The sequence below is a fragment of the Sphingomonas sp. Leaf30 genome, from assembly GCF_001422525.1.
GTDB classification, from domain to species: Bacteria; Pseudomonadota; Alphaproteobacteria; order Sphingomonadales; family Sphingomonadaceae; genus Sphingomonas; species Sphingomonas aerolata.
This window is the reverse complement of sequence record NZ_LMKZ01000002.1, coordinates 250,849-263,260: the sequence shown is the minus strand read 5'-3', so window position 1 is coordinate 263,260 and position 12,412 is coordinate 250,849. Positions and strand designations below refer to the sequence as shown.

9 protein-coding genes are annotated in these 12,412 nt (G+C 67.6%); 1 reads left to right on the top strand and 8 read right to left on the bottom strand.

Going from position 1 to position 12,412, the window contains the following annotated elements; translation table 11 throughout:
- Nucleotides 1–4: 4 nt before the first annotated feature.
- A complete protein-coding gene (locus ASE89_RS07915; protein ID WP_236701671.1) occupies nt 5–565 on the bottom strand; it encodes a gluconokinase in 561 nt (186 codons plus the stop codon).
- A 196-nt stretch (nt 566–761) separates the two neighbouring features.
- Between ASE89_RS07915 and ASE89_RS07910 the strand changes: the two genes are divergently transcribed.
- Nucleotides 762–2,033: an NAD(P)/FAD-dependent oxidoreductase gene (locus ASE89_RS07910; RefSeq protein ID WP_056675803.1), complete on the top strand. Its 1,272-nt coding sequence runs from the start codon at nt 762–764 to the stop codon at nt 2,031–2,033.
- On the opposite strand, the gene ASE89_RS07905 is transcribed toward ASE89_RS07910, so the two are convergent.
- The 7 genes from ASE89_RS07905 to ASE89_RS07875 all read right to left on the bottom strand — a co-directional run bounded on the left by ASE89_RS07905 (nt 1,996) and on the right by ASE89_RS07875 (nt 12,274).
- Nucleotides 1,996–3,090, bottom strand: coding sequence for a metallophosphoesterase (locus tag ASE89_RS07905; protein ID WP_082451333.1), 1,095 nt, complete (start codon nt 3,088–3,090; stop codon nt 1,996–1,998). The genes ASE89_RS07910 and ASE89_RS07905 overlap by 38 nt on opposite strands.
- Before the next feature lie 154 nt (nt 3,091–3,244).
- A complete protein-coding gene (locus ASE89_RS07900; RefSeq protein WP_236701670.1) occupies nt 3,245–4,303 on the bottom strand; it encodes a LacI family DNA-binding transcriptional regulator in 1,059 nt (352 codons plus the stop codon).
- Entirely contained in the window at nt 4,296–5,813 is a 1,518-nt protein-coding gene (locus ASE89_RS07895; RefSeq protein WP_056675795.1) for a tryptophan halogenase family protein, read from the bottom strand. Before ASE89_RS07895 ends, ASE89_RS07900 begins: the two co-directional genes overlap by 8 nt.
- Complete coding sequence (locus tag ASE89_RS07890) at nt 5,810–6,844, bottom strand: cupin-like domain-containing protein (protein ID WP_056675792.1); 1,035 nt, start codon at nt 6,842–6,844, stop codon at nt 5,810–5,812. Before ASE89_RS07890 ends, ASE89_RS07895 begins: the two co-directional genes overlap by 4 nt.
- Nucleotides 6,837–7,553, bottom strand: a complete 717-nt coding sequence (locus ASE89_RS07885; protein ID WP_056675789.1) for a SapC family protein — start codon at nt 7,551–7,553, stop codon at nt 6,837–6,839. The genes ASE89_RS07890 and ASE89_RS07885 overlap by 8 nt, the downstream gene beginning before the upstream one ends.
- Nucleotides 7,553–9,106 (bottom strand): tryptophan halogenase family protein, encoded by a 1,554-nt coding sequence (locus ASE89_RS07880; RefSeq protein WP_056675787.1) that lies wholly within the window; start codon nt 9,104–9,106, stop codon nt 7,553–7,555. The genes ASE89_RS07885 and ASE89_RS07880 overlap by 1 nt, the downstream gene beginning before the upstream one ends.
- Before the next feature lie 111 nt (nt 9,107–9,217).
- On the bottom strand, nt 9,218–12,274 hold the full coding sequence (locus ASE89_RS07875) for a TonB-dependent receptor (RefSeq protein ID WP_056675784.1): 3,057 nt from the start codon (nt 12,272–12,274) through the stop codon (nt 9,218–9,220).
- Between the last annotated feature and the right edge of the window lie 138 nt (nt 12,275–12,412).

Here is a 12,412-nt window from a genome sequence, read left to right as displayed (position 1 = left end):
GGTCTTATCGCCGATCGGTGCCGTTAGCGCCATCCGCGCTGGCGCGGTCATCGATCCAGGCCCAGACGTCACGTACCAGCGTGTCGGGCGTTGACTGCGCATCGAGCGTGATCGCGTTTTCGTCTGGCCCCGGACGCTCGAGCGTCGCGCGCTGGCTGTCGAGCAGGCTGGCCGGCATGTAATGCCCCGCGCGCGCGCCGAGCCGTCGTGCGAGCTCCGCCGGATCCGTGTCGAGCAGCACGAACAGCAGCGGGACGCCCGCCGCAGCGCCGAGCCGCTCGCGATAGACCCGCTTCAGCGCGGAGCAGGCGGCGACCGCAAAGCCGTCCGCCGCGACCGCATCGCCGATCGCGTGACCGACGCGGTCGAGCCAGGGCCAGCGGTCGGCGTCGTCGAGCGGATGGCCGGCGCGCATCTTGGCGACCGCCTCCGCGCTGTGGAAGCCATCGCCCTCGAGGAACCGGTGGCTGGTCTGATCGGCGAGACGCTGGCCGAGTGTCGACTTGCCGCTGCCGCTGACGCCCATGACGATGATCGCGCAACCGCGCGGGACCGCGTGGGGCATGCCGTCGCCGGAGCGGGCCTGGGGGGAGGGGGTGGTTTGCACAGTTCCTGACTCGCGGGTTGAGCGCGTCCGGCGGCGCCTGGTTCCAGGCCTCTATCCGGTCGATCGCGATGATTGGCCATTACGACCATCGTCGCGCCCTTGTCGACCGGCGTCGGGACGGGCATCGAGACCGGCCAATCACAGAGGTCGATGCATGTCCGCTCGCAATCATCATGAAGTCCTGATCGTCGGGGCCGGCCATGCCGGTGCGCAGGTCGCGATCGCGTTGCGGCAACGCGGCTTTGCGGGGACGATCGGGCTGATCGGCGACGAGACGTCGCCCCCCTATGAGCGGCCACCACTGTCGAAGGACTATCTGGCCGGCGAAAAGGCGTTCGATCGCATCCTGTTGCGTCCGGCCAGCTTCTGGGGGGAGCGCGGAATCACGCTGATCCCCGGGCGTCGCGTCAGCCATATCGATGCAGCCGCGCATTGTGTCCGCCATGTCGACGCGCAGGCGACCGAGAGCGCCGACGCGACGAGCCTGCACTATGGCACGCTCGTCTGGGCCGCGGGGGGATCGCCGCGGCGGCTGGGGTGCGACGGGCATGATCTCGCCGGGGTCCACGGGGTGCGCACGCGCGACGATGTCGACCGGATGATCGCCGAACTGCCCGGCGTCACGCGGGTCGTGGTCGTCGGCGGCGGCTATATCGGGCTCGAGGCGGCGGCGGTGCTGACCAAGCTCGGCAAGCAGGTGACGGTCCTCGAGACGCAGGACCGGGTGCTCGCGCGGGTGGCGGGGGCGGCGCTGTCGCGGTTCTACGAGGCCGAGCACGGCGCGCACGGCGTCGACCTGCGGACCGGTGTGACGGTGGCGGCGATCGAGGGCGCCGACGGGGCCGCGTCGGGCGTGCGTCTGGCCGACGATAAGGTGCTGCCGTGCGAGATGGTCATCGTCGGGATCGGCATCGTGCCCGCGGTCGCGCCGCTGATCGCCGCAGGCGCCGGTTCGGCGGGGGGTAACGGGGTGATGGTCGACGCGCAGTGTCGCACGAACCTGGCCGATGTCTTTGCGGTCGGCGATTGCGCGGCGCATGCCAGCCGCTTTGCCGGCGGGGACGTGATCCGCGTGGAATCGGTGCAGAACGCGAACGACCAGGCGGCGATCGTCGCCAAGGCGCTGACCGGCGTCGAGGAGGCCTATGGCGCGGTGCCGTGGTTCTGGTCGAACCAGTATGACCTGAAGTTGCAGAGCGTCGGGCTGTCGACGGGGCATGATCTTGCGCTGCTGCGCGGCGACCCGGCGAGCCGCAGCTTCTCGGTGGTGTATCTGAAAGGGGGCCGCGTGGTCGCGCTCGACTGCGTTAACAAGACGCGGGATTATGTGCAGGGGCGCGCGCTGGTGGTCGCGTCGGCGCGTGTCGAGCCGGCGCTGCTGGCCGACATCACGGTCGATCTGAAGACGCTGGTGCCTGCGGATTGAGGTCCGGCCCGGCGGCGTGCAGCGTGAAGCGCGTCATCTCTGACGGGCGGCCGAGCCGGACCGCGAAGCCCGGCCACAGGCCGGTGCCGTTGCCGACATAGAGCGTCATCCCCGCGACGTCGTAGCGGCCGGATACGAACCCGCCATTGGCGCGCGCGAACAGGCGGTCGAAGCCGGGCGCGACGCCGCCATGCGTATGCCCCGACAGCTGGAGCGCGACGCCGTGCGCTGCGGCGTTGCGCGCATTGCGCGGCTGGTGATCGAGCAGCACTACCGGCGCACCCGCGGGCGCGCCGCGCAACGCGCTGTCGAGATCGGGACCGGGCTGGCCGACCGAGGGGGCGGAGAGATCGGTGAGCCCTGCGAGCACCAGCTGCGCGTCGCCGCGGGACAGCACGGCATGGCTGTTGGGGAGCATCCGGAAGCCGAGCCCGTCGAGGTGCCGCATCCAGGCGGCGTAATCGAAGAAATATTCGTGATTGCCCGGGATCGCATAGACGCCGTCGGGGGCGCGGAGCGCGCGTAGCGGGGCAACGTCGGCGCGGCGCATTGCGACCGATCCGTCGATGAAGTCGCCGGTGACGACGATCAGGTCGGTGCCCGCGGCATTGGCGCGGGTGACCACCGCCTCGGCCCAGCGTGCGGGGAACAGCCGGCTTATGTGAAGATCGGTGAGCTGGAGGATGCGATACCCCTCGAACCGCGGCGGCAGTCCGGTGATCGTGACCGCGACGTCCTTGACCGGCGGCACGCGCAGCGCGTTCGAGACGCCGATCGCGGAGATCAGCGCCGCGAGCACCGCAATCGCGTAGCGCAGCCCGTCTGGCGCGGCGGTGGTGCTGCGACGCAGGACTGCGGTCGCGAGCGTACCGATGTCGAGCAGCAGCTGGAGCATCGCGAGCAGCACGATTGCCGCGAACGCCCAGTTGAACAGGATGACGACGCTGCGCGGAAATTCAGGGGCGAAGATCGATCCCGAGGACAGCCGGTTCCAGAAATGGAACTGCGAGGCGAACAGCAGGAGCAGCGCCACGCCGGCCTTGAGCCAGAGCGACATCGACAGCGGCCAGAGCCAGCGGGCAAGGACGACCAGGCAGGGCGTCGCGAAAATGAGATTGAAAATGACGGTCTCCGTTCGTCCCCGCGCCGCCTGTGGGGGAGTTGGCCTTGCGTCGCAAGGCCCGCCGGACCCGTTGGCGCGAGCCGACCGGTCAGCCGCTCGCGGGTGGGCGCGCGGTCGAACGGCGCACCGTCAGTTCCGCCGCGACGGTGATCGGTGCGTCCGGCGTGGGATCGCCCGCCAGCCCGGCGATGATGAGGCTCACCGCGCGCGCCGACGCCTCGGCGATCGGCTGGACGATCGCGGTCAGCGGCGGGTGGGCGAGGCGGATGATCGGCGTGTCGTCGAAGCTGATCAGCGACAGATCCTCGGGCACGCGCCGCCCTGTTTCGCGCGCCAGTTCGAGCGTCGCGAGCGTCATCTGGTCGTTGCTGCCGATGATCGCGGTCGGCGGCTCGGGCAATGCGAGCAGCGTCCGGGCCGCGGCCCGGCCCGAGGCATGGCTGAAATCCCCCGATGCGAGCAGGTCGGTACAGGCCAGCCCCGCATCCGCGATCGCCGCGCGCCAGCCATCGACGCGCCAGCCGCTGAGTTCATACTCGGCAGGCCCGGCAATGAAGCCGATCCGGCGGTGGCCGAGCGCGACGAGATGCTCGGTCGCAATCCGCGCCGCGCGCGCGTCGTCCATCATCAGGCGCACGCCGGGCCCTTCGCTGATCGAGCCGATCCGCACGAACCGGATGTCCTGCGCCTCGAGCAGGTCGATGATCAGCGGATTGCCCGAATGCGGCGGGGTGAGGATCACCCCGTCGGGCTGCAGCGCGGCGATCGCGCCCAGCAACTCGCGTTCGATATGATCGCTATGCGTATCGACCAGCTCGACGATCAGGCGATAGCCATGTTCGGCGCAGGTCAGCATCCCGCCAAGCAGCATCTGGTCGACCCAGTCGGTCCCTTGCCGCGCGCGCCAGTCGGCGATCGTGCGTTCGCGGTCGTTGAGCGCGAGGATCAGATAGGAGCGCGAACCGCCCATCCGCTGCGCAGCGATCGAGGGGACATAGCCGAGCCGGTCGATCGACGCCTGTACGCGCTCGGCCATTTGCGGGCGGACGCCGGTTTCCTTGTTGACGACGCGACTGACCGTCTGCAGCGAGACGCCGGCGTCCGCTGCAACATGCTTGATCGTCACGGCCTGACGGCGCCTAGCCAAGATGCGGGGATCCCGCCGAGGCGGACGGCGCGGTGCTGCAATAATGCGCGACATAGGCGGCATGATCGGGCAGCGCGTCGACGGTCGCGTTGGTCGTGTCGCGCAGCCCGCCGAGCAGCCGGACAAGTTCGTCGTCGCGCATCTTGGTCGCGATCGGGTGATAGCTTTCCGGGACGATGCCCTGGCCGAGCATCACCTGGACCCAGCTGTTCTCGGCGAACAGCTCGTCATTCTTGCGGAACACGCGGCCGGTCTCGCGGAAGAGTGCGATCTTGTGCGCGAGCGAGTCGGGCACCGGCATCGACGCGCATTGCCGCCAGAAGGCGCTGTCGCGGCGGTCGGTCGCCTTGTAGTGGAGGATCAGGAAATCGCGGATCTGCAGCATGTCGGTATGCTGCTGTTCGTTGAATTCGGCGACGTCGCGCGGGCTGATCCCGGCCGACGGAAACATTCGCAGCAGACGGAGGATGGCGCGCTGGATCAGGTGGATGCTCGTCGATTCGAGCGGCTCCATGAACCCCCCGGCCAGGCCGATCGCGACGCAGTTGCGGTGCCATTGCTGGCGTCGCGCGCCAGTGACGAAGCGGATCTTGTTCGGCTCGGTCAGGGTCGGTCCCTCGACGGTGCCGAGCAGGCGTTCGAGCGCGGCATCGTGATCGAGATAGCGGCTGCAATAGACGATACCGTTGCCGGTGCGGTGCTGCAGAGGAATGCGCCACTGCCATCCGGCGTCGTGCGCGATCGCGCGGGTATAGGGCAGGGCAGGCCGGACGCTCTCGGTCTGGACCGCGATCGCGGAATCGCACGGCAGGAAATGGGTCCAGTCGTCGAACCCGGCATGCAGCGCCTGTTCGATCAGCAGCGCGCGAAAGCCGGTACAGTCGAGGAACAGATCGCCCTCGATCCGTGCGCCGGAGTCGAGCGTCAGCGCGGCGATGTCGCCACTCTCGCCGTTCAGCTCGACCTGCGCGATCCGGCCCTCGATCCGGGTCGTGCCGTCGGCCTCCGCCATCTTGCGCAGGAAGCGGGCGTAGAGGCCTGAATCGAGCTGATAGGCATAGTTCATCCGGCCATCGGGAAGATGCGCGAACTTGCCCTGCAGTGCGGCGCGCAGTTCGAGGCAGTAATCGTCGAACGGCTGATGATGGCCGCGCGTCAGCCCGTGCAGCCAGAAATGCTGGAAGCCCGCGGACCAGTGATCCTTGCCGGTCGTGCCGAACGAATGGAAATAGGTGTCGCCGCGATCCTTCCAATTGTCGAACAGGATGCCGAGCTTGAACGTCGCCTGCGTCTCTCGCATGAACTCGGCTTCGTTGATCCCGAGCAGGCGGTTGAACGTCACGATCGGCGGGATCGTCGATTCGCCGACGCCGACGGTGCCGATCGCCTCGGATTCGACCAGCGTCACCGCGACGGTGCGGCCCATCGTCCGCGCGATCGCGGCGGCGGCCATCCAGCCGGCGGTGCCGCCGCCGGCGATGACGACGCGGTGGATCGGGGGCGTGGTCATCGGCTGAGTGCTCGCAGGAGGAAGGCGCGCAGTTTGCCTGCGCTGTCGGGGGTGAGCGGGGCGAGGACGCCGCGTTCGGGCTCGGGGATATGCGCCGCGACCGCGGGGTCGTCGGAAAAGACATAGTGATCGAACATCGCGCGCCAGTGCCGTTTCTCGTCCTCGGGCAGGTCGCGGATCGCGAGCAATGCGTGGTTGAGCGCATCCTGCGGCTGGCCGAGCCAGCGCGGCGTGTCGCGCCACCAGTAGTTCACCAGCACGTTGAAGTCCGAAAGCCCCTCGACATGGTGCCACCACAGCGCCGGGATGTAGAGCGCGTCGCCGGCGTCGAGCTCGGCGACCCGCGCCTGCGCCAGCGCATCGCGGAAGCCGGGATAGGCGGCGAAGTCGGGGTCGTGGAAGTCGACCATGCTCACCGCGCGGCCCGCGGGGGTATTGTCGACCGGACCGAGATAGAGATTGCGGAACTGGTCGCGCGGAAACAGCGTGAAGCGGCGACGACCGACCGCGACGCAGGCGAGATTGTCGGGCGCGTCGTTATGCGCCGCGATCCGGGTCGGCGTGCCCATCCAGATGCTCGCGAGCGGCGTGCGGTCGCCGAGATCGACGTGATTGGCCTCGTGCAGCCCGGTGAAGAAATTCTGCATGTCGATCGAGGCGAGATAGATGGACGGTGCGCCGTCCACCCCTTCGTTCTCGGTCATCCGCGCGAAGATCTCGGGCAGCGGCGCGCGCATCATCTGGAAGTTCATGCCCTGCATGTCGCCGTAGAACAGCCGGCCGCCACTCTGCGACGCACCGACCGAGACGGCGAAGGGCGTGGGCCGGGCATGGCGTTCGATATAGTCGCGCGCCGCACGTCCGGACTGGCGACCGGCCTCGACCATCGGCCAGTCGGCGACGAGGCCGCGGACGATGAACGGCGTCGTCGCCTCGCGCAGCAGCGTGTCGAGCGCCGCCGGCCCGCTGATGTCGACTTCGCGGATCCGCGGCAGGGCGGCGAAGATCCCCGCGGTGCCGGCGTCAGCCATGCGCGAGCCGTCGGTTCTTGCGCGCGACGAGATCCCCGATCTGGCCGAGCGAGGCGAGCGCCATGAAGATCGGCAACAGGTGGCCCTCGGCGTGGAGCTCGGCGACGGATGCAAGATCGAGCGCTTCCAGGCGATCCTCGTCGATGACGTGATAGCCGACCAGGCGGTTCTTCGATCCGTCCTCGAGCGTGACGTCGAGCGTCAGCGGTTCGAGCAGGTCGTGACGCTGGAGCGCGGCGAAGAACGCGGTCGCGGCGACATAATCCTCGTCGAGCGCGCGCAATTGATCGGCGATGCGTTCGAGAAACGGCGTCGGGCGACCGGTATCGTCGAACACGCGCATGCCTTCGCCGGTGCCGATCCGCGGGCTCGCCATGTCGATATGCACCTGGCGCAGCGACGAACCCTCCGGCCCACGACCGACGAGGAAGGGCTGGCTGTCGATCGCGAGCGGGCGATAGCGCGCATCCCAGCGGCCGCCCTCGAGAAACAGGTTTTCGCCCGCCTCGAACCCGAACATCGCGAGCGCGGTGAAGCCGTCGCGGGTCTGGTCGCGCTGGAACAGGATCGGATAATGGGTCTGGACGCGGCGGAATTCGCTGGGGACGGTGATGCACGCCATCACGGCGTCGCCCAGCGCATCCGACCGGTCGGTGCGGATCCGCAGGTCGCGGTGCTCTTCGGGCGTCAGGATCGCGTGGTCGGGCATCAGGCTCTCGTTTCCATGGTAGCGCCTGTCATCGCATGCCGCAGGGCATCGAGATAGGCGCGATTGGTCGGCAGGGCGGCGGCGAGCATGCGGCCGTGCCGGTCGACCTGCTGCACGAGCATGTCGGCGGCACCGCGCGCGCCCGTGCGGACCGGCGTGCGGCGCGGCGCGGGAAAGCCCATGCCGTAGAGCACGTATTGATAGCTCGCCGCGGGAAAGATCTCGTCGACCATCGGGAAGTCGCCGTGCGACGGGGGCTGGTCGGCCCATAGCTGGAGCAGCTCGGCGAGCCGCGGCGGGATCGAGCCGGGATCGCGGTGGTCGCGCCAATAGGGCTCGTCGCGCTGGCTGAGGACATAGTGAAGCTTGAGGAACTCGACGATCCGGTCCCAGCGATAGCGGAACAGCGTGTTGAAGCGCGCGGCGTGGAGATCCATCGTGCGGCGGGTGGCCGGGAAATTGTCGAGCAACGCCTCGACCGACAGCTCGACGAGCACGATCGCGGACGCCTCGAGCGGCTCGAGGAACCCCGCGGACAGACCGATGGCGAGGCAGTTGCGGTGCCAGAAGCGGTCGCGGTGGCGCGACTGGAACCGCAGGGGGCGAAAGTCGGGAAGCGGTGCGTCGGGGGCGGTCGCGCGCAGATAGCGGGTGAGCGTGTCCGCCGCCGCGTCGTCGTCGAGATGCGCGGAGGAATAGACGCAGCCGATGCCGCGTCGCGCGGGCAGGCCGATATCCCAGATCCAGCCCGCGGCGTGCGCGGTGGCATTGGTCTGCGACGCGATCACGCTGTCGGCGGCGACCGGCAGCTGGACCGCGAGTGCACGGTCGTTGCAGAGTTCGCGTCCGCGGTCGATCGTGCCGACGCCGTAATGCTCGCCGATCAGCAATCCGGTATGACCCGTGCAGTCGAGGAACAGGTCGCCGTCGATCCGGCCCGATGCGCGCGTGCGGACCGCGGCGATGTCGCCATCGGCCGCGCCATCGACGCCGACGACATGGTCACGCAGATGGCGCACCCCGAGCCGTTCGGTCGCGTGCCGGGCGAGCAGGGCCGCGAACTTGCCGGCGTCGAGATGATAGGCATAGTTCAGCGTACCCGCAAAATCGGGCATCGCACGCTGACGCGGCGCAAGGTCCTGCCTGCAGACGGCATGTTGCGCACAGAGTGCTTCGGCAAAGGCCAGGCCGCTGTCGGACCAGGCCGAGGCGAGATCGCGGGGGGCTGCTTCGGCGGGTGTCGTGAAGGGGTGGAGATAGCGGTCGTCGGGCGCGCCGGTGCGCCAGCCGTCGAAGCGCGAACCCTGTTTGAACGCGGCATCGCAGGCGAGGAGGAATTCGGTTTCGGAGATGCCGATCCGTTCGAGCGTACGGCGCATCGTCGGCCATGTGCCTTCGCCCACGCCGATCGTCGCGACGTCGGGCGATTCGATCAGGGTAACCTGCAACGGGCGCTCCGCATCGCGGTCCGCGCGGGCGGCGATCAGGCACGCGGCGAGCCATCCGGCGGTGCCACCGCCGACGATCACGATCGAGGTGATCGCGCGATCCATGTCCAGCCCGTCAGTTTGCATGTCCGACACTGTCATTGTGTGCCGCCCCGGCGCCGAAAAGACCACCCCCCGTGGGGGAGTGGTCGTTCCGTAGGTCGGCGGCGCCGCGGGTCAGAAGTTGAACCGCAGGCCGGCTGCGTAGCGGGCATAGCCCGGCTGCGCGAAGGTGGCGAAATTGTCCGAGCGACGGTGACCGCGACGGCCCTGGCCGGTGAGATTGATGACCTCGCCGAACACGGCCAGCCCCGTGGTGACCTGATAGCTCGCGCTGGCGTCGACCTGCCCATAGGATTCGACATAGAGCGGATCAAAGGCGCCGCCGGCATAGAATTCGCCGCGCCAGTTATAGGCGACACGCGCCTGGATGCCGTTCTTGTCGTAATAGGCGACCGCGTTGGCGCTGTCGCTGAGCCCGGTCAGCGCGAACTGGCCGATGTTCGGATCGAGCGTGTTGTCATATTTCGCGTCGCCATTGACGATCGTGTAGTTCAGGATGACGCCGAGCCCGGTGTTCCAGAGCCTGTGCTGCAGCGCGAATTCCCACCCGTCGATATTGGCGGTCTGGTCGCTGTTGAACGGCTGGCTCAGCTGGAAGTTGAACAGGTCGTCCTCGGGCAGACCGAAGATGTTGCCGTTCAGCAGACCGGAATCGCTGGTACCCGTGACCTGCGACGAGGCGGGGAAGTTGCGCAGGATGTAGTCGCGAACCTGGAGATTGTCCGTCGTTCCAAGCGCTGCGACCGCCTGACGATAGCGGGGGCCCGAGCCCGGGTTGCGCAGGTTGAACGCGGACGTGTTGACCTGCGTCGTGCCGATGAAGTTCTTCACGTCCTTGTTGAAATAGCCGACCGAGATGTAGCTTTCGGCACCGTAATACCATTCCGCCGACAGATCGATGTTCTTCGACTTGAAGGGGACGAGGTTCGGATTGCCCTGGCTGCCGGTGCCGCCGCCGATGCGCGGGTTCGAGTCGATGTTCAGGCCACCCTGCAGGCTGCCGTAATCGGCGCGCGTGATCGTGTGGCTGTACGACGCGCGCAGCTTGACGTTGCGGAGCGGTTCGATGTCGAAATCGACCGCGGGCAACCAGTTGTGATAGCGGCCCTTCAGCGAGGTGAACGAATTGGCGCCGTAGGTGAGCGCGAATTCGTTGGCGCCCGTCCAGCGGGTGCCGTTCGGGATCGGCACCAGCGCCGACGAGTTCACCTGCGTCTCGTCATAGCGGACGCCGCCGATGAGGTGCGCCGGCATCGAGAACATGTCGAACTTGCCGTTGAACTGAATATAGGGCGAGATCGTGCGTTCGCGGATGCGGCGATCGTTGGTGTAATTGGCAAGACAGGTGCCTTCCGCCGCGACACCCGTCTGCGGTGCGCTGCAGATCGCATATTGCGAGCGCAGCAGTTCGGCCATCTGCTCGAAGTTGAACGTGTAGATCGACGGCGGCAGCGCGGGATCGTTCGATCCGGCGACGCCCTTGAACTTGTCGGGCAGGCTGGTGAGGTTGAAGAAATCGTCGGGCACGGCCGCCGCGCCGAACGACGCACCGCGCGGGTCGACACCGCCCCAGGTCTCGTTCTGGATGAAGCCGTAAGCCGAGCGCACCTTGTTATCGACATAGGAGAAACCCCAGTCGATGCTGCTCAGGAAATCGCCGTCATGGTCGTAATGACCCTTCAGCTGGAGCTGGTTGATCTCGTTCTTGAAATAGGCGTTGCGGAACGCGTTGCCGGTCGGCGTGATCAGCGATGCGTTCAGCGGGTCGATCCCGGGATACATCTGGTACGAGATGACCGGCAGGTCCTTCTCGAAATTGATCGTCTGCGACTGGACGCCGAAGATCGCGCCACCGATCGACGTGCTGCTGCCGTAATCGTTGGTCGGCTTCGACACCGCGGTCGAATGATGCGCGTCGAGCGACATCGTGACGTTGCCGGGCGCTTCCCAGGTCAGGTTGCCGCCGAGCGACTTGTTCTCGGACTTGTTCGCGGTCAGCGAGCTGCTGTACGACAGATCCTTGCCGGGCGCGAAATTCTCCGAATAGAAGACCGGGCCAGCCGCGGGACCATCGGTCCAGGCGCTGCGCGTGTCGCCGAAGTTGAACCAGATGCCGACGCTGCTGTTGCGGACTTCGACCTTGTTGCTCGAATAGGTGAAATCGAGCGTGGCGGTGAGCGTGTCGGTCGGCTTGGCCTGCAGCACGAGCTGGCCGTTGATGCGCTCGCGATCGATGTCGACGACGTCGTAATTGGCGCTTTGCGGGATTTCATAGACGTCGGTCGGGCCGGGACGGTTGGTGATGTTCGCACCGCCGGGCGTGCCGGGCTGGGCGAGCGTGCCCCAGTTGTTCTCCGCGCCGAGAAAGCCGTCGCGGAAGCCGACGCCCGCCGAATTGTTGCTCGCCTTGCGCCGCTGATACGCGCCGCTGAGCAGGACGCCGATCCGGTCGTCGGCAAAGGTGGTGGACAGGATGCCCGACACTTCGGGGGTGATCGGATCCTTGCCGTTGCGCGAGCTGTCGAGCACGCCCTTGACGGCGATGCTGCCGCGCGTGCCGGGCTTGTCGATCGGACGCGGGGTGCGGATGTTGATCGACGAGCCGATACCACCCGACGGGACCGCGGCGCGACCGGTCTTGTAGACTTCGACCGCGGCGACGCCTTCGGAGGCGAGGTTGGCGAAGTCGAACGAGCGCGAGGCGGGTGCGCTGGCGCCGTCGCCGAGCGTCGAGGTCGGCATCTGGCGACCGTTGAGCGTGACGAGGTTGTACTCAGGACCGAAGCCGCGGACCGTGACGGTCGAGCCTTCGCCGTTCGAGCGGTCGATCGAGACGCCGGTGATGCGCTGGAGCGATTCCGCGAGGTTGGTATCGGGGAACTTGCCGATATCCTCGGACGAGATCGCGTCGACCACGCCCTGGCCGTTGCGCTTGATGTCGATCGCCTCGCGCAGCGACGCGCGGATGCCGGTCACGACGATGTCGTCGGTGACCGCGTTCGGATCGGCGGGCGTGGCGGGTGCGGCCTGCGGATCGATGTCGGACGGGCCGGGATTGCCGACCGTGGCTGCGGCATCCTGCGCCAGAGCGACGCCGGGAATGGCGGCGAGCGCCAGTGCCGATGTGCCGATGACAAGACGCGAAAGCGAGCGAGCCGTGAAGCCACGCATGGTAATCCTCCCTGTAGCCGACGCTATGAGTGCGCCTTCCGTGTGAACGTTCACTTTCCCTTTTCGCGATTCGTGTCAAGGATTTGGGCTGCTGGTTGTGAACGTTCACTAAATATGCTGTGAACAGTGACAATGGTG

Coding starts and splice junctions, on each gene's coding strand:
- ASE89_RS07915 (WP_236701671.1), bottom strand. CDS start 565: ATGCCCCACGCGGTCCCGCGCGGTTGCGCGATCATCGTCATGGGCGTC.
- ASE89_RS07910 (WP_056675803.1), top strand. CDS start 762: ATGTCCGCTCGCAATCATCATGAAGTCCTGATCGTCGGGGCCGGCCAT.
- ASE89_RS07905 (WP_082451333.1), bottom strand. CDS start 3,090: ATGTCGCTCTGGCTCAAGGCCGGCGTGGCGCTGCTCCTGCTGTTCGCC.
- ASE89_RS07895 (WP_056675795.1), bottom strand. CDS start 5,813: ATGACCACGCCCCCGATCCACCGCGTCGTCATCGCCGGCGGCGGCACC.
- ASE89_RS07890 (WP_056675792.1), bottom strand. CDS start 6,844: ATGGCTGACGCCGGCACCGCGGGGATCTTCGCCGCCCTGCCGCGGATC.
- ASE89_RS07885 (WP_056675789.1), bottom strand. CDS start 7,553: ATGCCCGACCACGCGATCCTGACGCCCGAAGAGCACCGCGACCTGCGG.
- ASE89_RS07880 (WP_056675787.1), bottom strand. CDS start 9,106: ATGGATCGCGCGATCACCTCGATCGTGATCGTCGGCGGTGGCACCGCC.
- ASE89_RS07875 (WP_056675784.1), bottom strand. CDS start 12,274: ATGCGTGGCTTCACGGCTCGCTCGCTTTCGCGTCTTGTCATCGGCACA.